Source organism: Streptomyces sp. G45 (genome assembly GCF_049542095.1).
Taxonomy (GTDB): Bacteria; Actinomycetota; Actinomycetes; order Streptomycetales; family Streptomycetaceae; genus Streptomyces.
The window spans coordinates 4,636,720-4,660,066 of sequence record NZ_JBMUZU010000001.1 but is presented as its reverse complement, the minus strand read 5'-3'; the positions used below and the strand labels follow the sequence as shown (position 1 = coordinate 4,660,066).

Annotated in this window: 14 protein-coding genes and 2 pseudogenes; 12 read left to right on the top strand and 4 right to left on the bottom strand. The window is 70.4% G+C overall.

The window, feature by feature from the left end; translation table 11 throughout:
• The first annotated feature begins 50 nt into the window (after window positions 1-50).
• Window positions 51-1,082 carry an alanine racemase gene (locus ACOBQU_RS19380; protein WP_423628603.1) on the top strand — a complete coding sequence of 344 codons (1,032 nt, stop codon included), beginning with the start codon at window positions 51-53 and terminating at the stop codon, window positions 1,080-1,082.
• A 194-nt stretch (window positions 1,083-1,276) separates the two neighbouring features.
• On the opposite strand, the gene ACOBQU_RS19375 is transcribed toward ACOBQU_RS19380, so the two are convergent.
• Complete coding sequence (locus ACOBQU_RS19375; protein ID WP_423628602.1) at window positions 1,277-2,797, bottom strand: glycosyltransferase family 87 protein; 1,521 nt, start codon at window positions 2,795-2,797, stop codon at window positions 1,277-1,279.
• A gap of 285 nt (window positions 2,798-3,082) precedes the next feature.
• Window positions 3,083-5,811 (bottom strand): annotated as a pseudogene (locus ACOBQU_RS19370) (transglycosylase domain-containing protein).
• Between the two features lie 375 nt (window positions 5,812-6,186).
• Between ACOBQU_RS19370 and ACOBQU_RS19365 the strand changes: the two are divergent.
• The 4 genes from ACOBQU_RS19365 to ACOBQU_RS19350 all read left to right on the top strand — a co-directional run bounded on the left by ACOBQU_RS19365 (window position 6,187) and on the right by ACOBQU_RS19350 (window position 10,086).
• Window positions 6,187-6,873, top strand: coding sequence for a helix-turn-helix transcriptional regulator (locus tag ACOBQU_RS19365; RefSeq protein WP_423628601.1), 687 nt, complete (start codon window positions 6,187-6,189; stop codon window positions 6,871-6,873).
• 59 nt (window positions 6,874-6,932) lie between these two features.
• The gene (locus ACOBQU_RS19360; protein WP_423628600.1) at window positions 6,933-8,015 is read left to right on the top strand and encodes an inositol-3-phosphate synthase; all 1,083 of its coding nucleotides are present in this window, start codon (window positions 6,933-6,935) and stop codon (window positions 8,013-8,015) included.
• Between the two features lie 144 nt (window positions 8,016-8,159).
• Complete coding sequence (locus tag ACOBQU_RS19355; protein WP_423628599.1) at window positions 8,160-9,416, top strand: MFS transporter; 1,257 nt, start codon at window positions 8,160-8,162, stop codon at window positions 9,414-9,416.
• 313 nt (window positions 9,417-9,729) lie between these two features.
• Window positions 9,730-10,086 (top strand): LppU/SCO3897 family protein, encoded by a 357-nt coding sequence (locus tag ACOBQU_RS19350; protein WP_423628598.1) that lies wholly within the window; start codon window positions 9,730-9,732, stop codon window positions 10,084-10,086.
• Window positions 10,087-10,320: 234 nt separating this feature from the next.
• Here the strand turns inward: ACOBQU_RS19350 and ACOBQU_RS19345 are convergent, their stop codons facing one another.
• Window positions 10,321-11,790: a CCA tRNA nucleotidyltransferase gene (locus ACOBQU_RS19345; protein WP_423628597.1), complete on the bottom strand. Its 1,470-nt coding sequence runs from the start codon at window positions 11,788-11,790 to the stop codon at window positions 10,321-10,323.
• A gap of 225 nt (window positions 11,791-12,015) precedes the next feature.
• Between ACOBQU_RS19345 and ACOBQU_RS19340 the strand changes: the two genes are divergently transcribed.
• The 7 genes and pseudogenes from ACOBQU_RS19340 (at window position 12,016) to trxA (ending at window position 22,557) form a co-directional block, all read left to right on the top strand.
• Window positions 12,016-14,496, top strand: coding sequence for a DUF6049 family protein (locus ACOBQU_RS19340; RefSeq protein ID WP_423628596.1), 2,481 nt, complete (start codon window positions 12,016-12,018; stop codon window positions 14,494-14,496).
• A 46-nt stretch (window positions 14,497-14,542) separates the two neighbouring features.
• Window positions 14,543-17,247: pseudogene (gene murJ / locus ACOBQU_RS19335) on the top strand (murein biosynthesis integral membrane protein MurJ).
• A 118-nt stretch (window positions 17,248-17,365) separates the two neighbouring features.
• A complete protein-coding gene (locus ACOBQU_RS19330) occupies window positions 17,366-19,078 on the top strand; it encodes a protein kinase family protein (protein WP_423628595.1) in 1,713 nt (570 codons plus the stop codon).
• A gap of 39 nt (window positions 19,079-19,117) precedes the next feature.
• A complete protein-coding gene (gene sigM, locus ACOBQU_RS19325) occupies window positions 19,118-19,951 on the top strand; it encodes an RNA polymerase sigma factor SigM (RefSeq protein WP_423628594.1) in 834 nt (277 codons plus the stop codon).
• Window positions 19,948-21,042 carry an anti-sigma factor family protein gene (locus tag ACOBQU_RS19320; RefSeq protein WP_423628593.1) on the top strand — a complete coding sequence of 365 codons (1,095 nt, stop codon included), beginning with the start codon at window positions 19,948-19,950 and terminating at the stop codon, window positions 21,040-21,042. Before sigM ends, ACOBQU_RS19320 begins: the two co-directional genes overlap by 4 nt.
• 182 nt (window positions 21,043-21,224) lie before the next feature.
• Window positions 21,225-22,187 carry a thioredoxin-disulfide reductase gene (trxB, locus tag ACOBQU_RS19315; RefSeq protein WP_423628592.1) on the top strand — a complete coding sequence of 321 codons (963 nt, stop codon included), beginning with the start codon at window positions 21,225-21,227 and terminating at the stop codon, window positions 22,185-22,187.
• 40 nt (window positions 22,188-22,227) lie between these two features.
• Window positions 22,228-22,557: a thioredoxin gene (trxA, locus tag ACOBQU_RS19310; RefSeq protein ID WP_423628591.1), complete on the top strand. Its 330-nt coding sequence runs from the start codon at window positions 22,228-22,230 to the stop codon at window positions 22,555-22,557.
• Window positions 22,558-22,652: 95 nt separating this feature from the next.
• On the opposite strand, the gene ACOBQU_RS19305 is transcribed toward trxA, so the two are convergent.
• Window positions 22,653-23,270 carry a GNAT family N-acetyltransferase gene (locus ACOBQU_RS19305; RefSeq protein ID WP_423628590.1) on the bottom strand — a complete coding sequence of 206 codons (618 nt, stop codon included), beginning with the start codon at window positions 23,268-23,270 and terminating at the stop codon, window positions 22,653-22,655.
• Window positions 23,271-23,347 lie beyond the last annotated feature (77 nt).

The window sequence follows — 23,347 nt, the reverse complement described above, 5'->3', positions numbered from 1 at the left end:
ATCCACACCCCTGATACACCGCCGCTACCAGAAAGGTTCCGGGACCAGCCATGGCGCTCACGCTGTATGTCGACACCGCGCGCTGGCGGGCGCACCAGAAGCACGTGCTCGACCAGTTCCCCGGCATCGTCCCGGTCTGCAAGGGCAACGGCTACGGCTTCGGCCACGAGCGCCTGGCGGACGAGGCGACCCGTTTCGGCGCCGATGTCCTCGCCGTCGGCACGACGTACGAGGCCGCTCGGATCAAGGACTGGTTCGGCGGTGACCTGCTGGTCCTGACGCCGTTCCGGCGCGGCGAGGAGCCCGTTCCGCTGCCCGACCGCGTGATCCGCTCGGTGTCGTCGATCGACGGCGTCCGCGGCCTCGTGGGCGCCCGCGTCGTCATCGAGGTGATGTCCTCGATGAAGCGCCACGGCGTCAGCGAGCAGGACCTGCCGCAGCTGCACGCCGCGATCGAGGACGTGCGCCTGGAGGGCTTCGCGATCCATCTGCCCCTGGACCGCCCCGACGGCTCGGACGCCGTCGAGGAGGTCATCGCGTGGATGGAGCGGCTGCGCGCCGCCCGGCTGCCGCTGCACACGATGTTCGTCAGCCACCTCAAGGCCCCGGAACTCGCGCGGCTCCAGCAGCAGTTCCCGCAGACCCGCTTCCGCGCGCGGATCGGCACGCACCTGTGGCTGGGCGACCACCACGCGACCGAGTACCGGGGCTCGATCCTGGACGTCACGCGCGTCGCCAAGGGGGACCGTTTCGGCTACCGCCAGCAGAAGGCGGCGTCCGACGGCTGGCTGGTCGTCGTCGCGGGCGGCACCTCGCACGGCGTCGGCCTGGAGGCCCCGAAGGCGCTGCACGGCATGATGCCGCGCGCCAAGGGCGTGGCCCGCGCGGGCCTCGCGACGGTCAACCGGAACCTGTCGCCGTTCGTCTGGGGCGGCAAGCAGCGCTGGTTCGCCGAGCCGCCGCACATGCAGGTGTCGATCCTCTTCGTACCGGCGGACGCGCCCGAGCCGACGGTAGGCGAGGAGTTGGTGGCCCATCTGCGGCACACGACGACGACGTTCGACCGGATCGTCGACCGCTGACCCACGACGGCCGAGGGGGCCGCTGAGAAGCCCACAGGGCCGCTCACAGCGGCTACGACGCGCGGTGAGCGCGTTGACACCGCCCCGCTCTCCCTGAGCCCTCACCGCGCCGTTCACGAGAAAGGGCCGGGCCCGCGACGCAGTCCGCGGGCCCGGCCCTTCGCTTGCTCGTCCCCTCCGAGCGGCGTGTTCGCTCAGGGTGAACCGTCGCCCGCGGCACCCCACTTCACGAACGGCCCGCCCTCCACGACGTGCTCCGGCGGCCGTGCCGCGGGCCCGAGCACGAACACGTCCGGCGCTCCGTCGAGCACCCCGCCCGACGGATCGTCCTGCCCGGCCTTGCGGACCACGTCCCGCTCCGGCATGAGGACGTCCCGCACGACCACGGCGCACAGGTACAGCGTCCCCAGCAGATGGACCGCGATGGCCAGTTGGTAGCCCTCGGTGGGCAGCCCCTTGTGGGCGTCTCCGCTGGTCGTGTAAGCGAGGTACATCCAGATGCCCAGGAAGTACGCCACCTCGCACACCTGCCAGATCAGGAAGTCCCGCCAGCGCGGCCGGGCGAGGGCGGCCAGGGGGACCAGCCACAGCACGTACTGCGGCGAGTAGACCTTGTTGGTGAGGATGAAGGCGGCGACGATCAGGAACGCCAGCTGTGCGAAGCGCGGGCGGCGCGGCGCGGTGAAGGCCAGTGCGGCCACGCCCAGGCAGGCGAGCAGCATCAGCGCCATGGCCAGCTTGTTCACCGTGTCCGTGGTCAAGGAGTCGTCCATGCGCTGGGAGAGGATCAGCCAGAACGACCCGAAGTCGACGCCCCGCTCGCGGCTGAAGCTGTAGAACTTGGCCCAGCCGTCCGGCGCGAGCCGCATCACCGGCAGGTTCACGGCCAGCCAGGCCACGGCCGTGCCGACGAGCGCGAGGAGGAACTTCCAGAGCTTGCCCGCCCGCCAGCACAGGACGAGCAACGGGCCGAGCAGCAGGGCCGGGTAGAGTTTGGCGGCCGTGGCGAGCCCGAGCAGCACACCGAAGGCGAGGGCCCGGCCGCGCGACCACATCAGCATGGCGGCCGCGGTGAGCGCCACGGCGAAGAGGTCCCAGTTGATGGTGGCCGTCAGGGCGAAGGCCGGGGCCAGGGCGACGAGCAGGGCGTCCCAGGGGCGGCCGCGGTGGATACGGGTCACGCAGACCGCGATGACGGCCGTGCAGACCATCAGCATCCCCGCGTTGACCATCCAGTAGACCTTCTCCTGGTGCTGGAGGCTGCCGCTGCCCGGTGTCAGCCAGGAGGCCACTTCCATGAACAGGCCGGTGAGGACCGGGTACTCCAGGTACTCCATGTCGCCGGGCAGCTTGTCGAAGTACGGCACGAGTCCGTCGGCGAAGCCGCGTCCCTTGTAGAGGTGCGGGATGTCGGAGTAGCAGGCGTGTGTGTACTGCGAGCTGGCGCCGAAGAACCAGGCGCCGTTGTAGCAGGGCATCTTCTGCACCATGCCGAGCGCGAACATGCCGATGGCGACGAGGGCGATGATGCGCACGGGCGTCCACCAGCTCGCCGACAGCAGCGCTCTGCGGCCGATGGGGCCGCCGATCAGTTCGCTTCCGGCCGCGGCGACCTCGTCCTGCCGTGTCGGCAGCACGGGCTGCGGCTCTTGTGCGCTCGCGGACTGCTGCGCGCGCGTGGGGGGCGTCATCTCTGCGCTGGGCATGGCGCACATCCTGCCGTACGGGTCCGGGAACTCCGGACGGACTTGCCTGAAGGCCCCTCGTACGCCTCAGCCGGGCCTCCGTGAGCTCCCTCCGCCGCGGGCTTCTGAACCACACCGGGGGCTTCCGCGGACCCGTCACACGCGCTGGTAGGCGCGCCGGTGCCCACGGAGACGGGCGAGGCCGCCGCACCGGGTTGGTGCGGCGGCCTCGTTTCACGTGAAACACAGTCGGTCGCCCAGCACGCGCTGTTTCACGTGAAACACCCGCAGCCGTGCCTTGTGGCGAGGTCCGGCCTATCCGGTCGGCCCGGCGAAGATCCCTCCTCCGTGACCGTTGCCGTTCCCATTGCCGTTCTCGTTGCCCCCGTCCGGATCGCCGGTGGGTGGGGGTGACTCACCGCCCGGGTCTCCGATGACACCGCCATTGTCGTTGCCACCGTTGTCGTTTCCGCCGTTGTCGTTGCCACCGTCGTCCTCGCACCGCGGGTCGCCCTCGGAGCACGTCTCGGTGGGGTCGGGAGTCTTCGACGGCGGAGGCTCGGCGGACTTCGTCTCGGTCGGGGTCGGCGTCGGGGAGTCGCTGGGCTCCTCCGGCTCCTTGGTCTGCGTCGGCGGGGGAGCCACGGGCTCGCCCACGACCTTGCCGATCGGCTCCGGCGTCGGGAACGTCTCGACCGGCTTCCCCTTGAGCGCTTCCGCCATGTAGTCGTGCCAGATCTGCGCGGGGAACGAGGCGCCGTGGATCTTCTCCTCGCCACCCGTGCCGAACATCTCCAGGAACTCGCGCTTCTTGTTGTTCTCGTCGTCGTCGAGCCGGTACATGCTGACGGCCGTCGACAGCTGCGGCGTGTAGCCGACGAACCAGGCCGACTTGTTGCCGTCCGTGGTACCGGTCTTGCCCGCCACCTGACGGCCGGGAAGCTTGGCCGCCGTGCCGGTGCCCTTGTCGACGACGGTCCTCAGCACGTCAGTGACGTTGTCCGCGACGTTCTCCTCGAAGGCGCGCTTCGTCTTCGCCTGGTGCTGGAAGATCGGCTCGCCCTCCTTCTTGACTTCCTTGACCGAGTACGGGTCGTTCTGCTTGCCGCTGGCCGCGAAGGTCGCGTAGGCGCCCGCCATGCGGATCGCGCTGGGCGAGGAGGTGCCGAGGGAGAAGGACGGGTAGGTGGCGCCCGCCATCGATCCGTCGTCCCGCAGGCCCGCGTCTATGGCCGCCTGCTTCACCTTGTCCAGGCCTACGTCCATGCCGAGCTGGACGTAGGCCGAGTTGACCGACTGCCGCATCGCCTCACGCAGGTCGATCTTGTAGGTCGGCGGGTTGTAGGACTCGTGACCGTCGTTGGTCTGGAGCCACTCCTTGCCGTCCTTGTCCTGCCAGACCGTGCCGTCGTAGTTCTTGATCTTGAGCTTGTTCTTGCCGCTGTACTTGCTCTTCGGGTTGATGATGGTGCGCTCGGCGTCGCTCTGGACCTCCGGGCCGTCCTTGGCTCGGACGCCGTTCCTGAAGGCCGCCGCGAGCACGAAGGGCTTGTACGTGGAGCCGACCTGGGCGCCGGTGGTGTCGGCGTTGTTGGTGAAGTGCTTCGTCGCGTCCTCACCGCCGTAGATGGCCACGATCGCGCCGGTCTTCGGATCCACCGAGGCGCCGCCGAACTGGACGTGCGTGTCCTTGTCCGGGCGCAGCCTGGGCTTGATCTTGGCCTTGCGGACCTTCTCGACCGACTTCTCCAGCTCCTTGACCTTCTTCTTGTCGAAGGTCGTGTGGATCTCGTAGCCGCCCTGTTCGAGCTGCTGCTTGGTGATGTGCGCGTTGTTGATCACGTACGCGTTGGCGAGGGAGACCAGGTAGCCGATCTGCCCGCTGAGCTTGACGTTGGAGCGCGGGCTCTGGAGCTTCGGGAACTCGGTGTACTTGTCCCGTACGGAGGCCTCCATGCGGCCGTCCTTGACCTGCTCGTCAAGGATCCACTTCCACCGCTTGATCGCCCGCGCCCGGTTGTCCTTCGGGTTGGCCGCGGGGTCGATCTCGGGGTAGCCCGCCGGGTCGTAGTACGTGGCGCCCTTGAGCACGGCCGCAAGCAGGGCGCACTCGCTCGGGTTCATCTCCGCCGCGTCCTTGCCGAAGTAGGCGCGGGCCGCGGCCTGGATGCCGTACGCGTTGCGGCCGTAGTAGGCGGTGTTGAGGTACCCCGCCATGATCTCTTCCTTGGGGACCGTCCGGCCGACCTTTATGGAGATGAAGAGCTCTTTGAACTTGCGGCTGAGCGTCTGCGACTGGTCGTCGAGGCGGGCGTTCTTCACGTACTGCTGCGTGATGGTCGAGCCGCCCTGGGTCTGACCGCCCTTCGCCATGTTGACCACGGCGCGGGCGATGCCCATCGGGTCGACGCCCTTGTCCTTCTCGAAGGTCTTGTTCTCCGCCGAGATGACGGCGTTGCGCATCGCCTCGGGGATGTCCTCGTACTTGATGATCTGGCGGTTGGTCTCGCCGCCGGTGGCGACCATCTGGGAGCCGTCGGCCCAGTAGTAGACGTTGTTCTGCGCCTTGGCCGCGTCAGCGACGTTCGGCACCTCCACCAGGGCGTACGCGATGCCCGCGGCCGCCATCAGACCGCCGAGGAAGCCCACGAACAGGCCGGTCACCAGGCGCCACGACGGAATCCAGCGCCGGGCCCCGGTACGGCCCGCGCGCGGATAGTCGATGAAGCGCTTCTTGGCCGGAGCCCCGGAGCCCCGCCCCCTGGCGCGCCCGCCCCCGTCCACGGCAGCCCTGCGGCGCCCGCCACCGCTCCCCCGGAGCCGTTGCGGGCGGCGCGCCTGGCCTCGGCCCGCCCCCCGTACGGGCGCTCGGCGCCCTCGGGAGCCCCGGCCCCCGGAGAGGCCGGTGCGGACCCGTATGACGAAGACGGCGATCCAGTGGAGCCACGCGGTGCTGCGCGGCGCCCTGGCGGCGCGCCGGATGCGCCACGCCTGGCCGCGGCGCGTCCGCCGCCCTGCGGCGGTTTGCGACGGTGCTCGCTCATCGAACGACTACTCCTCGGGCAGGCGCGGTGGTCCGCACCTGGAAACGGCAGTTGGCTTCCGGTCCCCCCGACGTACGGACGCGCCTGTTCCGGCACTCATCCGCACTGCGCCCGGGATGGTGACGCCACCCCACGTCACTTGGCTCCCGGCGGTATGCATGGCGCACAGACTACGCACCGTCAAAACCCACTTAGGACCGAAGTTCACCCCAAAACAGGCAAGTTACTTCCTACGAATCGGTGATGTGACGCCGTTCACCGTTCCCCCTCTTGTCGCAGCAAGCACGTCGTTCTATCGTCGTGATGTATCGAGCCGATACATCAGCTCGACACAATGGGTCGGGACCGACGGACCGGGACAGACGGGAGGCGGCGATGAGCAGGCGCTCCGGCATCCTTGAGTTCGCCGTGCTCGGCCTGCTCCGCGAGTCCCCGATGCACGGCTACGAGCTGCGCAAACGGCTCAACACCTCACTGGGTGTGTTCCGCGCCTTCAGCTACGGGTCGCTCTACCCGTGTCTGAAGACACTGGTGGCGAACGGCTGGTTGATCGAGGAGTCGGGCACAGCCGCCGCGGACGCTCTGGCCGCGCCCCTGTCAGGGCGCCGCGCCAAGATCGTCTACCGCCTGACAGCGGAAGGTAAGGAGCACTTCGAGGAGCTGCTCTCGCAGACCGGCCCGGACGCGTACGAGGACGAGCACTTCGCCGCGCGCTTCGCCTTCTTCGGGCAGACCTCGCGGGACGTGCGGATGCGTGTGCTCGAAGGGCGCCGCAGCCGCCTTGAGGAGCGCCTCGAGAAGATGCGCGCCTCCCTGGCCCGCACCCGGGAGCGCCTCGACGATTACACGCTTGAGCTGCAGCGGCACGGAATGGAGTCCGTGGAGCGCGAAGTGCGCTGGCTGAACGAGCTCATCGAGAGCGAGCGCGCGGGACGCGACCAGCACCGGTCCGGCCCCGAGGGCTCCGCTCAGCAGAACAGCACATCTGGGGAGTCGGGCGTCCTGCCCCGGCGGCGGGGAAGCAACCCGCCGCCGGATGCGTCCGACGACACCGCCAAGTGAGGCCCCGCGCTCCGCGGGGTTTCATCCGGAATACCGAGATCACACAGGGAGCAACCGGAATGGGTTCGGTTCGCGTAGCCATCGTCGGCGTGGGCAACTGCGCCGCCTCGCTGGTCCAGGGCGTCGAGTTCTACAAGGACGCCGACCCGGACACCAAGGTCCCGGGCCTGATGCACGTCCAGTTCGGCGACTACCACGTCGGTGACGTCGAGTTCGTCGCCGCCTTCGACGTCGACGCGAAGAAGGTCGGCCTCGACCTCGCGGACGCCATCGGCGCCAGCGAGAACAACACCATCAAGATCTGCGACGTGCCGACCACTGGTGTGCAGGTCCAGCGCGGCCACACCCTCGACGGCCTGGGCAAGTACTACCGCGAGACCATCGAGGAGTCCTCCGAGGCCCCGGTCGACGTCGTCCAGGTCCTCAAGGACAAGCAGGTCGACGTCCTCGTCTGCTACCTGCCCGTCGGCTCCGAGGACGCGGCGAAGTTCTACGCCCAGTGCGCCATCGACGCCAAGGTCGCCTTCGTCAACGCCCTCCCGGTCTTCATCGCCGGGACCAAGGAGTGGGCGGACAAGTTCACCGAGGCGGGCGTCCCGATCGTCGGTGACGACATCAAGTCGCAGGTCGGCGCCACCATCACGCACCGCGTCATGGCGAAGCTGTTCGAGGACCGCGGTGTCCGCCTGGAGCGCACCATGCAGCTCAACGTCGGCGGCAACATGGACTTCAAGAACATGCTGGAGCGCGACCGCCTGGAGTCCAAGAAGATCTCCAAGACGCAGGCCGTCACCTCGCAGATCCCCGACCGCGAGCTGGGCGAGAAGAACGTCCACATCGGCCCGTCCGACTACGTGGCGTGGCTCGACGACCGCAAGTGGGCGTACGTCCGCCTCGAGGGCCGTGCCTTCGGTGAGGTCCCGCTGAACCTGGAGTACAAGCTGGAGGTCTGGGACTCCCCGAACTCCGCGGGTGTCATCATCGACGCCCTGCGCGCCGCGAAGATCGCCAAGGACCGCGGCGTCGGCGGCCCGATCCTGTCGGCGTCCTCGTACTTCATGAAGTCCCCGCCGGTCCAGTACTTCGACGACGAGGCCTACGACAACGTCGAGAAGTTCATCAAGGGCGAGGTCGAGCGCTAAGCACACCGGGCGTTCACGGAACGCCGAGCGGTCGGGGCCGAGGGGCGCCCGGCCGCTGGGGCGGGGCCGCCACCCCGTCCGTCTGCCGAGGGTCCCCGGGCCGCCTGCGCCCGGGGACCCTTCTCGTATGTGAGGCTGTGCCCCATGGCTGTCGTCGGTGACCTGCGCGTTCTGCTGCGGCTGCGGGACTTCCGGCGCCTGCTGGCCGTGCGGCTGCTCTCCCAGGGCGCGGACGGCGTCTACCAGGTCGCGCTCGCCACGTACGTCGTCTTCTCTCCGGAGAAGCAGACCTCGCCCGGCGCGATCGCCTCCGCTATGGCGGTGCTGCTCCTTCCGTACTCCGTCGTCGGGCCCTTCGCGGGCGTCCTGCTCGACCGCTGGCGGCGGCGCCAGGTGCTGTTGTACGGCAACGTGCTGCGGGCAGCGCTCGCCTCCCTGACGGCCGTGCTCATGTTCAGCGACGTACCGGACGGGCTGTTCTACGCCTCCGCGCTGTGCGTCACGGCCGTCAACCGGTTCGTCCTCGCCGGTCTCTCCGCGGCGCTGCCGCGCGTCGTCGACGCCGACCGGCTCGTCCTGGCCAACTCCCTGTCGCCGACCGCGGGCACGCTCGCCGCCACGGCGGGCGGCGGCCTCGCCTTCGTCGTGCGCATCGTGGTGGCGGACTCCGATGCCGCCGTGGTGCTGCTCGGCGCCGCGCTCTACCTGTGCTCGGCGTTCGCGTCCCTGACCATGACGCGTGAGCTGCTCGGGCCCGATCAGGAGTTGGTGCAGCCCCGCCTGGGGACGGCGCTCGCCGGTACCGCGCGCGGTCTTCTGATGGGCGTACGCCATCTCGCCGCGCGACGCCCGGCCGCGGGGGCCCTCGTGTCGATGACCCTGATGCGGTTCTGCTTCGGGGCCCTGACGGTCATGGTGCTGATGCTGTGCCGGTACGCCTGGTCGTCGAGCGAGTCGGACGGGCTCGCGCTGCTGGGCCTCGCCGTGGGCTTCTCCGGGGCCGGGTTCTTCGCGGCGGCCGTGGTGACGCCGTGGGCGGTGGGGCGGTGGGGTCCGCGGGGCTGGATGACCGGCTGTGCGGGGGCCGCCGCCGTCCTGGTGCCCGCCCTCGGGCTGCCCTTCGCGCCCGCTCCGATACTGGTCGCCGCGTTCGTCCTCGGGCTCACCACCCAGGGCGCGAAGATCGCCACCGACACGGTCGTGCAGGCGACGGTGGACGACGGCTACCGCGGCCGAATCTTCTCCCTGTACGACGTGCTGTTCAATGTCGCCTTTGTCGGTGCGGCGGGAGTCGCGGCCCTGATGCTGCCCCCTGATGGAAAATCGACCGTGTTGGTTGCCTCGGTCGCGGTGCTCTACTCGGCGATTGCGGTGACTATGACCCGGTTTGACGGTCAGTAAGTGTCACATCAGTGCCACAGAGGCTTGCTGAGCTTCAGTCCGCGCGCAGGAGATGGATAACTTACGGGGGTTGTTTCGCGCCATCGCGCCTCTCGCATCCCATGCCTGAGCCTTCCTCACGCCTTCCTCTAGGGGGATACCCGTGTCCACTCCGCCGCCCCAGGGCCAGAACCCGTTCGCCCAAGGCCAGCCGCCCGTCGGCCCGCCGCAGGGTGGTGCACCGTATGGCCAGCCCCAGGGCGCCCCGTACGGCCAGACTCCCCCCACCGGCCAGGCCCCGTACCCGACGCATCCGGGCGCACCGCAGCCGGGCATGCCCATGTACCAGGGCGGCCCGGACACCGTGGCACCGCGCAGGAGCAAGAAGAAGTTCATATTCCTCGGCGTGGCCGTGGTAGCCGTCGCCGCCATCGCGGGCGCCGCCGTCCTGGCGGGCAAGGACGAGGCCGCGGCGGCCGAGGTCGGCGACTGCATGAGCATCGGCAACCCGAACAGTTCCTCCGACCCTGACCTGAAGATCGTGGACTGCGGTGACTCCAAGGCCAAGTACAAGGTCGCGGAGCGGAAGAGCGGCGACAACGCCACGTGCGACCGCCGCAAGTACGCCCAGTACAACCAGTCAGGCAGCGGTGAGGACTTCACGCTCTGCCTGGAGCCGCTGAAGAAGTAGCTGACGCCGTCGACGGAGTCGCTGGCGCCGTTGAAGGGGTCAGCGGGCGCTGTTGACGGAGTCAGCGGGCGCGCAGCCGCGAGGGGCGATGTTTCACGTGAAACATCGCCCCTCGGCATATCGGGCGGGTGGTGGTGTTTCACGTGAAACACCACCACCCGCCCGTCTCCTGCGTCAGCGTCCAGGCCGCCGCGTCCCCGGACCTCGATTCATCGGCCCTCGCCTCATCGGCGGCTACGCCTCCTGCGCGGCCCACCACTCCCGCAGTGCCGCGACCGCCGCGTCCCGTTCCATCGGGCCGTTCTCCAAGCGCAGCTCCAGCAGGAACTTGTAGGCCTTGCCGATCACCGGGCCGGGGCCGACGCCGAGGATCTCCATGATCTCGTTGCCGTCCAGGTCGGGGCGGATCGCGTCCAGCTCCTCCTGCTCCTTCAGCCGCGCGATGCGCTCCTCAAGGCCGTCATAGGCCCGGGAGAGGGCGTTGGCCTTGCGCTTGTTGCGGGTCGTGCAGTCGGAGCGGGTCAGTTTGTGGAGCCGGTCGAGGAGCGGGCCCGCGTCGCGGACATAGCGGCGCACCGCCGAGTCAGTCCACTCTCCCGTGCCGTACCCGTGGAAGCGCAGATGCAGCTCCACCAAGCGCGAGACGTCCTTGACCAGCTCGTTGGAGTACTTGAGCGCCGTCATCCTCTTCTTGGTCATCTTGGCGCCGACCACCTCGTGGTGGTGGAAGGAGACCCGGCCGTCCTTCTCGAAGCGGCGCGTCCTCGGCTTGCCGATGTCGTGCAGCAGGGCGGCGAGCCGCAGGGTCAGGTCGGGGCCATCCGTCTCCAGGGCCATGGCCTGCTCAAGGACGATCAAGGTGTGGTCGTAGACGTCCTTGTGGCGGTGGTGCTCGTCGCGCTCCAGGCGCAGCGCGGGCAGCTCCGGCAGGACGCGCTCGGCCAGGCCCGTGTCGACGAGCAGGGCGAGGCCCTTGCGGGGGTGCGCGGCGAGGATCAGCTTGTTCAGCTCGTCCCGGACGCGCTCGGCGGAGACGATCTCGATGCGCTCGGCCATCGCCTTCATGGCGGCGACGACGTCCGGGGCCACCTCGAAGTCCAGCTGGGCGGCGAAGCGCGCGGCCCGCATCATCCGCAGCGGATCGTCCGAGAAGGACTCCTCGGGGGTGCCGGGCGTGCGCAGGACTCGCTCCGCCAGGTCCTCCAGGCCGCCGTGCGGGTCGATGAACTCCTTCTCCGGGAGTGCCACGGCCATCGCGTTCACGGTGAAGTCACGGCGCACGAGGTCGTCCTCGATGGACTCGCCGTAGGACACCTCGGGCTTGCGCGAGGTCCTGTCGTACGCCTCCGATCGATATGTCGTCACCTCGATCTGGAAGCGCTGGTCGACGCCGTCCACGCGGGCGTCCTTCTGGCAGCCCACCGTGCCGAAGGCGATCCCGACCTCCCACACCGCGTCCGCCCAGGGCCGGACGATCTTCAGTACGTCCTCGGGGCGGGCGTCCGTCGTGAAGTCCAGGTCGTTGCCGAGCCTGCCGAGGAGCGCGTCCCGGACCGAGCCGCCGACCAGGGCGAGGGAGAACCCGGCCTCCTGGAATCGGCGGGCGAGGTCGTCCGCGACAGGGGACACGCGCAGCAGTTCACTCACGGCGCGGCGCTGCACCTGGCTCAGGGCACGGGGATTGTCTTCGTTGGCGTTCGGCACAACAGAAAAGGGTACGTGCCCCGGCGGACCCCGGCCGCCGGGATTTCGCCCGCCCTCCCCGCGGCCGTCCACGGTGCTCACCACGGCCGTCGTGGCCGCGGTGGCCGATTCTCGCGATCTTGTGGAGCAGTCCGCGGCACTTAGCCCCGGCGCGCCTCGTTACCATGCCTGGACGCAGCAACCGAGAACCACCACAAGCTGACGACGACGAGGGACGGGCGACGCGTGGCCGAGGCGGCAGACTTCCCGGGGACCAGCCCCTCACCTGCCCGCCGGTGGCTCCGGCGGACAGCGGGACTGCTGGCCGGAGCGACGCTGCTGGCCGGGCTCCCCCACGTGGCCGCGACGGCGCCCGCGTACGCCGCCACCCCCGAGCTGAAGACCGGCGCCCCGACCGCGAAGACGGCCGTGAGCGGCCCTGGAGGGGCCGCTGAGGGCCTGAAGGCCGCCGCCACCCGTTCCGGGACCGTCGACGTCTCCCTGGACTCGCTCACGCCCAGCGCGCCCCGCGAGGGTGACACCGTCACCGTCTCCGGCACGGTCACCAACGAGGGCAGGCAGCCCATCACCGGCGCCCACGTGGGGCTGCACCTCGGCTCCGTCCTCGGCGGCCGCACGGAGATCGACACCGCCGCGAAGAGCAGCACGTTCCAGCCGGGCGTCGACGGCGCGGAGATCGGCGGCAAGTACGTCGAGAAGATCAGCAAGCTCGCCCCGGGCGTCCCGCGCGACTTCCGCATCTCGGTACCCGTCAGCGCCCTGGACCTCGGCATGGACGGCGTCTACCGGCTCGGCGTCACGCTGACGGGCCAGACCGCCGCCCGGCCCTACCCGCAGGTCCTCGGCTTCGAGCGGACGTTCCTGCCGTGGCAGGACGGCGCCGCCGAGACGAAGACCAAGACCGCGTACCTGTGGCCGCTGATCTCCTCCACGCACCTCACCGCGCGGACCCGCTCCGACGAGGAGCAGACGCCCGTCTTCGAGAACGAGGACCTCGCCAAGGAGCTCCGGCCGGGCGGGCGCCTGGAGCAGCTCGTGACGCTCGGCGGCCAGCTCGACGTCACCTGGGTCATCGACCCGGACCTGCTGGTGTCGGTCCAGGCGATGACGACGGAGTACGACGTCGAGGGCCCGGACGACACCACGGTGCCCGGCAAGAACCAGGCGGTCGCGAAGCAGTGGCTGAACCAGCTGCAGACCGCCGTCAAGGACAAGAAGGTCGTCGCGCTGCCGTTCGCCGACCCCGACCTCGCCTCCCTCGCGCACACGGGCAAGGCGGTCTCCGGCTCGCTCGGCCACCTCAAGGAGGCCACCGAGGTCGGCTCCAAGGCGGTCGGCGACATCCTCATGCTGAAGCCGAGCTCGGACTTCGCCTGGCCCGCGGACGGCGCCATCGACCCGTCGATCGTCGACGTCGCCACGTCCGCGGGCGCCCACAAGGTGATCGCCCGCAGCGACAGCCTCCGGGAGACCGCCGGTCTGTCGTACACGCCGAACGCGGCGCGGCCCATCGGCGGCGGCACGACGGCCGTGGTCGCCGACGCCCGCCTCTCCACCGGTTTCCAGGGCGACATGACGGACGCCGAGAACTCCACGCTCGCCGTGCAGCGGTTCCTCGCCCAGAGCCTCATGATCACGCTTCAGGAACCGTCGAAGCAGCGCACCATCGTCGTCGCCCCGCAGCGCATGCCCACCGCCAGCCAGGCCCAGACGATGGCCAAGGCGCTGACCGCGCTCGACGACAAGCGCTGGTCGCAGCCCGAGGACCTGGCGGCCGCGGCGAAGGCCAAGCCCGACCCGTCCGCCACCACCCAGGTCCCGTCGGCCGCCGCCTACCCCGCGTCCCTGCGCAAGCGGGAGCTGCCGCGCTCGGCCTTCGAGGAGATCCGCAGCACGCAGGACAAGCTGGAGCGCTTCACCAAGATCCTCTCCCAGCCGGACCGCGTGATCACCCCGTTCGCGCGGGCCATGGACCGGGAGATGTCCACGTCCTGGCGCGGCCGCCCTGATCAGGCGCTGGGCTACCGCGGCGGCGTGGAGGGATATCTGACCGACCTCGCCCAGCAGGTGCGGTTGATCAAGAAGTCCGACGCCAAGCTCTCGGGGCGCAGCGCGACGATCCCGGTGACAGTCCAGAACAACCTCGTCCAGGGCGTCGACCACCTCACGCTGCGGCTGACGTCCACCAACCCCACGCGTCTGAAGATCGGCGACGGGCTCTACGAGGAGCAGCCGGTCAAGATCACGGGCGGGGGCCACACCCAGTCCGTGAAGTTCACCACCACGGCCAACGCCAATGGCCCGGTCCGGGTCTACGCCCAGCTCTTCACCGAGGACAACGAGCCGTACGGCCCGCCGGTCTACTTCGACGTCAACGTCACCGAGTTCACCGTCACGGTGATGCTGGTCATCGGCGGCGGTGTCCTCCTCCTCGTCCTGGCCGGGTTCCGCATGTACACCCAGCGGAAGCGGGCGGCGCGGCTCCAGGCCGAGGCGGGCCCGGACAGCGGTCCGCAGGACGGCCCCGAGGACAGCCCCGAGGACGGTCCCGGCGGCGGCTCCGGCGAGGACCCCGACACGGCGTCCGACCCCACCCCCGGAGCGGGCCCCGACACCGCGGAACCCGAGCAGCCGAGTGACCCGACACCGGACACCGCTGCGGAAAGCGCCGAGCCGTCGCACACGGGTGAGAGAGTGGACCGTTGAGCGATGTCGTGGCCGGCGGGCCCGGGACCATGAGGTGGGGTAGACCATGAACGCGCCGTACGACGGTGAGCGCGGCCAGGGCGCGGGCGGCTCCGGTGCGGCCGGAGGCCGGCCCCCCGGCCCCGAGGACGGCCAGGTGCCGCCCCAGCACGCCCCGGACGCCTACCTCCAGGACGCCTACGCGCAGGACCCCTACCGGGCCCAGGACCTCTCGGCCCAGGACCCGGTGGCCGAGGCGCTCTACGACCGCGCCGCGCACCCCCCGCCGCCCCCCGGCACGTACCAGGACCCCCAGCAGCTCTACGGCCAGCCGCCGTCGTCGCCGCACGCCCCGGACCCCCGCGTGTGGGCCCAGACCCCGCCGCCGGAGCCGGACGGCCCGACGCGGCACCTGCCGTACGGCGATGACCCCCGCACGACGCAGTACGTCGGCGTGGACGACCTGGTGACGCAGGCCGGTGAGGAGCGCCATCAGCCGGACGCGTTCGCGCACCTCTTCCGGGACCAGCAGGGCAGCGGCTACCCCGACCCGCGGGCCGGGGCGCACCAGCAGGACCCCCACCTCGGCGACCCCCACCTGGGAGACGGCTACCCGCGCGACCCTCGCGGCGAGGCGTACCAGGCCGGTGGCTACCCCGCCCAGGGCCAGCCGCAGGGCGGTCACCAGGGCCAGCACGGGCACCCCGGCGCGGGCTACCAGGACCCGAACGCCGGGTACCAGGACCCGCGGGCCGCCGGGTACCACGGCCAGCAGGGCGCGGGCTACCAGGACCAGGGCGGCGCTTACCCCTACCAGCAGCAGTACGCCGACCAGCAGGGCGGCGCCCCCTACGACCAGCACGGCGGCGCGCCGTACGCGGACCCGCAGGGCGGCGCCCCGTACGCGTATCCGCAGCACGATCCCCAGTACCACCCCCAGAGCGGCACCCCGTACGTGAACCACCAGAACGCCCCGTACGCGAACCAGCAGGCGGGCGGCTACTACCAGGATCCGAACCAGCAGGACGGCCAGTACCAGGACCCGCAGCAGTACCAGATCTCGCGCCCGCCCGCGGAGCCCGCGGCCGTTCCGGCGCCCTCGCAGGAGCCCGCGCCCGCCCCGGCGGCGCCCGCGAAGTCCGGTGGCCGCGCGTCCAGCCTGCTGAAGTCCAGCGCGGTGATGGCCGCGGGCACGATGGTGTCCCGGCTCACCGGCTTCGTCCGCTCCGCCATGATCGTCTCGGCGCTCGGCATCGGCCTGCTCGGCGACACCTTCCAGGTCGCCTACCAGCTCCCAACGATGATCTACATCCTCACCGTGGGCGGCGGCCTCAACTCGGTCTTCGTGCCGCAGCTCGTCCGCGCCATGAAGGACGACGAGGACGGCGGCCAGGCGTACGCCAACCGGCTGCTCACGCTCGTCATGGTGGCGCTCGGCATCCTCACCGTCGTCGGCTGGTTCGCCGCGCCCGTCCTGGTGCACCTGCTGTCGACTCCGGTCGCCAGCGACCCGGCAGCCAACGAGGTGGCGATCACCTTTGTCCGCTACTTCCTGCCCTCGATCTTCTTCATGGGCATCCACGTCGTCATGGGGCAGATCCTCAACGCGCGCGGGAAGTTCGGCGCGATGATGTGGACGCCGGTCCTCAACAACATCGTCATCATCGCCACGCTCGGCATGTTCCTGTGGGTGTACGGCACCTCGGAGAAGTCGGGCATGCGCGTCACGTCGATCCCCGACGACGGCGTGCGCCTCCTCGGCGTCGGCGTCCTGCTCGGCATGGTCGTCCAGTCGCTCGCGATGTTCCCCTACCTGCGGGAGACGGGCTTCAAGCCGCGGCTGCGCTTCGACTGGAAGGGCCAGGGCCTCGGCAAGGCGGCGATGCTGGCCAAGTGGACGATGCTCTTCGTCCTCGCCAACCAGGCAGGCGCGATCGTCGTGTCCCAGCTCGGCACCGCGGCGGTCAAGCACTCCGGCATGGACGGCACCGGCTTCTCCGCCTACTCCAACGCCCAGCTCATCTGGGGGCTCCCGCAGGCCATCATCACCGTCTCGCTGATGGCGGCCCTGCTGCCCCGCCTGGCACGCTCCGCCCACGAGGGCGACACGGGCGCGGTCCGCGACGACATCTCCCAGGGACTGCGCACCTCGGCCGTGGCGATCGTGCCGATCGCCTTCAGCTTCCTCGCGCTCGGCATCCCGATGTGCACCCTGATGTTCGGCTCCTCCGGCGTCAACGGCGCGACGCGCATGGGCTACATGCTGATGGCCTTCGGCCTCGGCCTGATTCCGTACTCCGTGCAGTACGTCGTGCTCCGCGCCTTCTACGCCTACGAAGACACCCGCACCCCCTTCTACAACACGGTCATCGTGGCCGCCTTCAACGCGGCGGCCTCCGGGCTCTGCTACCTGGTGCTGCCCGCCCGCTGGGCCGTGGCGGGCATGGCCCTCTCCTACGGCCTCGCCTACGCGATCGGTGTGGGCGTCGCCTGGCAGCGGCTGCGCAAGCGGCTGGGGGAGACCTGGACGGTGCGAACGTGGTGCGTACGTACGCACGGCTCACGCTCGCCTCGGTGCCGGGGGCGATTCTGGGCGCGGGGGCCGGGTACGCGATCACCAAGGCGCTCGGACAGGGCGTCTTCGGCTCGCTGGCGGCGCTGGTCGTCGGCTGTGGAGTGCTGTTCGGAGTCTTCTTCCTGGCCGCGCGCCGCATGCGCATCCAGGAGCTCAACTCACTGGTCGGCACGGTGCGCGGCCGCTTGGGGCGCTGACCCGCCCGGGTCCGCACAACCATCGTCGGCCACCGTGTGTCGTGCATAGCGGCGGACTGTGGGCACAATTGGCTTTGGCGTCTGACGAAGCGCAACGGATGGGGAGGCAGGAACGACGGTGGCGGAACGGAGCACGGCTGCCGTCGACGTGGCAGACAACAGCGGTGACAAGCCGCTGACCGCGCAGGCGGAGCAGTCCACGGCCGACGGGGTGGCCCAGAGCCGGGAGCGGGACACGGCGGACGACAGCACGGCGGAGGCGAACGGGACGACGAGCCCGCCCGGGGCGACCACACCCCCAGAACTGCACAGCGGCCACAAACTCGCCAGACGCTATCGCCTCGAAGAGTGCGTCACCCGTCTGGACGGATTCAGTAGCTGGCGCGCGGTCGACGAGAAGCTCCGCCGCGCCGTGGGCGTGCACGTGCTGCCCTCCGACCACGCCCGTGGCCGTTCCGTGCTGGCCGCCGCCCGTTCCGCGGCCCTGCTCGGTGACCCCCGCTTCGTCCAGGTCCTGGACGCGGTCGAGGAGAACGACCTCGTCTACGTCGTCCACGAGTGGCTCCCCGACGCCACGGAGCTCACCACGCTGCTCGCCTCCGGCCCGCTGGAGGCGCACGACGCCTATCAGCTCGTCAGCCAGGTCACCCAGGCCATGGCCGCCGCCCACCGCGAGGGCCTCGCTCACCTGCGCCTCAACCCCAGCGCCGTCCTGCGCACCTCGTCGGGCCAGTACCGCATCCGCGGCCTCGCCGTGAACGCCGCGCTGCGCGGGATCAGCTCCGAGACCCCGCAGCGCACCGACACCGAAGCCATCGGCGCCCTGCTGTACGCGTCGCTGACCCAGCGCTGGCCGTACGAGAACGACGCCCACGGCCTGTCCGGGCTGCCCAAGGACGTCGGCCTGATCCCGCCGGACCAGGTCCGCGCCGGAGTGCACCGCGGACTGTCCGAGCTCGCCATGCGCGCGCTCGCCAACGACGGCGCCACGGCTTCCCGCCAGGAGCCCGCCTGCACGACACCGGACGACCTGGCCAAGGCCATCGCCGAGATGCCGCGCATCCGCCCCCCGGAGCCCGCCTTCACGGCGCCGCCGGAGTACCAGCGCACGACCTACCAGCAGGGTTCGTACGGCCGCACAGCGCAGCCCCCGGGCGTCACGCAGCCCGTGCCCGCCCCGCCGCCCCCGCTCCAGAGCCGCACCGGCCGGGCCCTGAAGTGGGCGGTCTCGGCGCTGCTGATCGCCGCGCTGGGCCTGGGAAGCTGGCAGCTCGCGGACGCCCTCATGGACCGGGGCAACTCCGGTGACTCGAGCACGACGAAGACCACGGACGGCGACGAGAAGAACCGGCCCAAGCCCCTGAGGCCGATCGCCATCCAGGGCGCTCAGGAGTTCGTCGCCGAGGGCAGCGCCCAGGACCCGGAGAGCGTGGACAACACCTTCGACAAGGACCCGTCCTCGCTGTGGCGGACGAAGACCTACAACGAGGGTCCGCGACTCGCTCCGTACAAGCCCGGCGTCGGCATCATGTACGACCTCGGCTCGGCCAAGGACGTCTCGGCGGCGTCGATAAAGCTGCACTACTCGGGCCCGAATACCACGGTCGAGCTGCGCGCGGCGGACTCCATGGCGTCGGCGGGCTCGGTCTCCTCCACGGAGAAGTTCGCCGAGGGCTCGACCTCGGGCACCTCCCTGAAGATCAAGGCGAAGAAGCCCGCGAAGACGCGGTACGTCCTGCTGTGGGTGACCCACGTACCGAACTCCGGACAGGACGGGTACTACCGGGCCGGGTGGAAGCAGGCCATCACGGACGTGAAGTTCTCGGGCTGACCGGCACGCGACGACACGGTTGAGGGGAGGGGATCCAGGGTGGACGCTGTCGAGCTCGGTGACCTGAGCGACCAGGACCTCCTCGCCCGCCATGTCGGCGGCGACAAGGACGCCTTCGGCGAACTCGTCCGCCGCCATCGCGACCGGCTCTGGGCGGTCGCCCTGCGCACCCTCGGAGACCGCGAGGAGGCCGCCGACGCCGTCCAGGACGCACTGGTCTCCGCCTACCGCGCCGCGCACACCTTCCGCGGCCAGTCCGCCGTGACGACCTGGCTGCACCGCATCACCGTGAACGCCTGCCTGGACCGGGCGCGCAAGACGGCCTCCCGCAAGACTTCGCCCGTCGAGGACACCGAGCGCCTGGAACAGCTCCTCGAACCGCACGAGTCGGCGGCGGCCCCCGTCGAGCGCGGCGATCTGCACCGCGAACTCCTCCAAGCCCTCCACACCCTTCCGCCCGACCAGCGTGCCGTGCTCGTCCTGGTGGACATGCAGGGCTATCCCGTGGCCGAGGCCGCCCGGGTGCTCGACATTCCCACCGGCACGGTGAAGAGCCGCTGCGCCCGGGGCCGAGCCAGGCTCCTGCCCCTCCTCGCGCATCTGCGGACCCCGTCACCACCGCAGGGCTCCCCGGCACTCTCAGCGGGCCAGTCTGAGGCGCCCCTGCCTGATCAGCCCCCGGCATCACCGCCGCGCCAGGCCGACCAGGGCACCCCGCCCGACGACCAGCGTGGCAGCAGAAAGTCCGGCCGGGGACGGAACCGGACGCAGGGGACAACCGTCCCACCGGCAGCGGATCCCCCGGATACGGGATCTCAGGACGCGGGACCCGGCGACTCAGCGGCAATGAAGGGCGGAGGTGGGCGAGCGTGACCACGACGACTGACTCAGCTGGGCACCCGGACGTCGACGAACTCTCCGACCTCACCGAAGGGCTGCTCTCCCCGTCCCGCACCCGCGACGTACGCGAGCACCTGGACGACTGCGCGCTCTGTACCGACGTCTACGACTCCCTGGAGGAGATCCGCGGCCTGCTCGGCACGCTGCCGGGTGCGCCACGCATGCCCGCCGACGTCGCGGAGCGCATCGACGCGGCCCTGGCGGCCGAGGCACTGCTGGATGCCACGGCGCCCGACGCCGATGTTTCACGTGAAACATCGACCGCAGCGCCGAGCGAACCGGCCGCTGCGGGCTCCGCGCCTAGCGCGGGATCCGCAACCGCCAGCGTGACGGCCTCAGAGTCCGTGCCGAGCGGGTCCGACACCGACGAGTCCACGACCATCGGGGCCACCACGGCGGGCGCTTCCCCGTCCGACACCTCCAGCGGTGCCGCGGCCAGTGGGCCCTCCTCCCGAGCCACCGCCGACCGTCCCGCCGGGCACGCACGCGGAGCCACCGGCCCTGGCCGGGGGCGCCGCGAACGGGCGAGGCGCCGCACGGCCGTCCTCGGCACCGTGTTCACCGTGGCGGCGCTGGGTCTCGGCTCCCTCCTTGTGCTCCAGCCGTGGGAGAGCGACTCCAAGGGCTCGAAGGAGACGGCCTCCAGCCGGACGGACGGCCCCCACACCTTCACCGAGGGCAAGCTCAAGGGCCAGGTCGCCAAGCTGCTCGACCAAGGCCCGTCGAAGCAGGGCGCGGGCAAGCCCACCACCAGCTTCGGCACCCAGACCGACCCGGGGTCCCCGCGACGGGGCCCGTCCGAGAAGGGTCCGGACAGCGGGGGCGAGGGGTATCCGACGCTGCCCGTCTGCATCGAGCAGGGCCTCGACCTCGACGGCCGTGCACCCCTCGCCGTCGACCAGGGCACCTACGAAGGCAAGGACGCCTATCTCGTCGTCGCCACCCACGAGACCGACGGCTCGAAGGTCTCCGCCTATATCGTCGACGCCGCCTGCGTGAAGGCGTCCTCGGCACCCGGCACCGTGGCCAAGGTCCTGCTGACCCAGTCCTACCCTCGGGGCTAACCGACCGCCCTGTGACCGGCGGCCTTCCCCGCACCCAGCCCGTAGGCGTACGCGTACCGCTGCTTCCGTGTGCTCGGACACGTTGGGAATGCGCGCCCCGTAGGATCCGTTGGGTGGGGTGAGAACCCTGAGACAGGCCCCCGCCAGCAGTAGCCAGCAGTCCAGAGACGAGGAATCAAGCCGTGACCGACGTCCGTAACGTGATCATCATCGGCTCCGGGCCCGCCGGGTACACGGCGGCGCTCTACACCGCGCGCGCGTCCCTGAAGCCCCTGGTGTTCGAGGGCGCCGTCACCGCCGGTGGCGCGCTGATGAACACCACTGAGGTGGAGAACTTCCCGGGCTTCCGCGACGGCATCATGGGCCCCGACCTCATGGACAACATGCGCGCCCAGGCCGAGCGCTTCGGCGCCGAGCTGGTCCCGGACGACGTCGTGGCCGTCGACCTCACCGGAGAGATCAAGACCGTGACGGACACCGCGGGCACCGTGCACCGCGCGAAGGCCGTCATCGTCACCACGGGCTCCCAGCACCGCAAGCTGGGCCTCCCGAACGAGGACGCCCTCTCCGGCCGTGGCGTCTCCTGGTGCGCGACCTGCGACGGGTTCTTCTTCAAGGATCAGGACATCGCCGTGATCGGCGGCGGTGACACGGCGATGGAGGAGGCCACCTTCCTCTCCCGCTTCGCCAAGTCCGTGACGATCGTCCACCGCCGTGACAGCCTCCGCGCCTCCAAGGCGATGCAGGAGCGCGCCTTCGCCGACCCGAAGATCAAGTTCATTTGGGACAGCGAGGTCGCCCAGATCAACGGGGACCAGAAGCTCGCTGGCCTCACCCTGCGCAACGTCAAGACGGGGGAGACCTCGGAGCTGCCGGTGACCGGCCTGTTCATCGCGATCGGCCATGACCCGCGCACGGAGCTCTTCAAGGGCCAGCTGGAGCTGGACGGCGAGGGCTACCTGAAGGTCGAGGCGCCGTCGACCCGGACGAACCTGACCGGTGTCTTCGCCGCCGGCGACGTCGTCGACCACACCTACCGCCAGGCGATCACGGCCGCGGGCACGGGCTGCTCCGCCGCTCTCGACGCCGAGCGCTTCCTCGCCGCCCTGGCGGACAGCGAGACCGCTGCCGCCACCGCAGTCTGACCCCTTCGCCCCACCCGCACCATCAAGTGAGGAGCCCGTTGTGGCCAACCTGAAGAACGTGACCGACGCCTCCTTCGAGGAAGACGTCCTGAAGAGCAGCAAGCCCGTCCTGGTGGACTTCTGGGCCGCCTGGTGCGGCCCGTGCCGCCAGATCGCCCCGTCGCTGGAGGCGATCGCGGCCGAGCACGGCGACAAGATCGAGGTCGTCAAGCTCAACATCGACGAGAACCCGGGTACGGCCGCGAAGTACGGCGTCATGTCGATCCCGACCCTGAACGTCTACCAGAACGGCGAGGTCGCCAAGACGATCGTCGGCGCCAAGCCGAAGGCCGCGATCGAGAAGGACCTGGCGGACTTCATCGCGGAGTGACCCACCGCCGCCGCGGACGCGGCGCGCGATGTTTCACGTGAAACACGGATGGGCCAGCCCTGTGGGGCTGGCCCATCCGTGTGTGCATGGGAGCGCTAGAGCGGCCGAAGCGCCGGTTCCTTCTGTACCGCGCCCAGGAGCCGATCGAGGGCCATCTCCACGTCCTCCTTCCACGACAGCGTCGTCCGCAGCTCAAGCCGGAGCCGCGGGTACGCCGGATGCGGCCGCACCGTCTTGAAGCCCACCGCGAGCAAATGGTCCGCGGGCAGCACACAGGCGGGCTTCTCCCAGCGCGCGTCACCGAATGCCTCGATGGCCTTGAAGCCCCGGCGGAGCAGGTCCTTGGCGACCGTCTGCACGATGACCCGGCCCAGGCCCTGGCCCTGATAGCCCGGCATGATCCAGGCGGTCATCAGCTGCACGGCGTCCGGCGAGACGGGACTCGTGGGGAAGGCCGTGGACCGCGGGACATAGGCCGGGGGCGCGTAGAGCACAAAGCCCACCGGCACGTCATCGACGTAGACGACCCGGCCGCAGGACCCCCATTCCAGCAGGACGGCGGAGATCCACGCTTCCTTCTCCAGGTCCGGAGTTCCAGCCTTCAGCGCGGCTTCGCCGCTGACTGGGTCCAGCTCCCAGAAGACACACGCGCGGCAACGCTTGGGAAGGTCCGGAAGGTTGTCCAGCGTGAGCGGTACGAGCCGTCGCCCCATGAAGGCGGTTCCTCACTTCCTTCGCCCGCGGCGCCACGGGCGGCCGTCAGTGCGCTCCGGTCCCTGAGCAGGCTGCC

Coding starts and splice junctions, on each gene's coding strand:
- ACOBQU_RS19380 (WP_423628603.1), top strand. CDS start 51: ATGGCGCTCACGCTGTATGTCGACACCGCGCGCTGGCGGGCGCACCAG.
- ACOBQU_RS19375 (WP_423628602.1), bottom strand. CDS start 2,797: ATGTGCGCCATGCCCAGCGCAGAGATGACGCCCCCCACGCGCGCGCAG.
- ACOBQU_RS19365 (WP_423628601.1), top strand. CDS start 6,187: ATGAGCAGGCGCTCCGGCATCCTTGAGTTCGCCGTGCTCGGCCTGCTC.
- ACOBQU_RS19360 (WP_423628600.1), top strand. CDS start 6,933: ATGGGTTCGGTTCGCGTAGCCATCGTCGGCGTGGGCAACTGCGCCGCC.
- ACOBQU_RS19355 (WP_423628599.1), top strand. CDS start 8,160: ATGGCTGTCGTCGGTGACCTGCGCGTTCTGCTGCGGCTGCGGGACTTC.
- ACOBQU_RS19350 (WP_423628598.1), top strand. CDS start 9,730: ATGCCCATGTACCAGGGCGGCCCGGACACCGTGGCACCGCGCAGGAGC.
- ACOBQU_RS19305 (WP_423628590.1), bottom strand. CDS start 23,270: ATGGGGCGACGGCTCGTACCGCTCACGCTGGACAACCTTCCGGACCTT.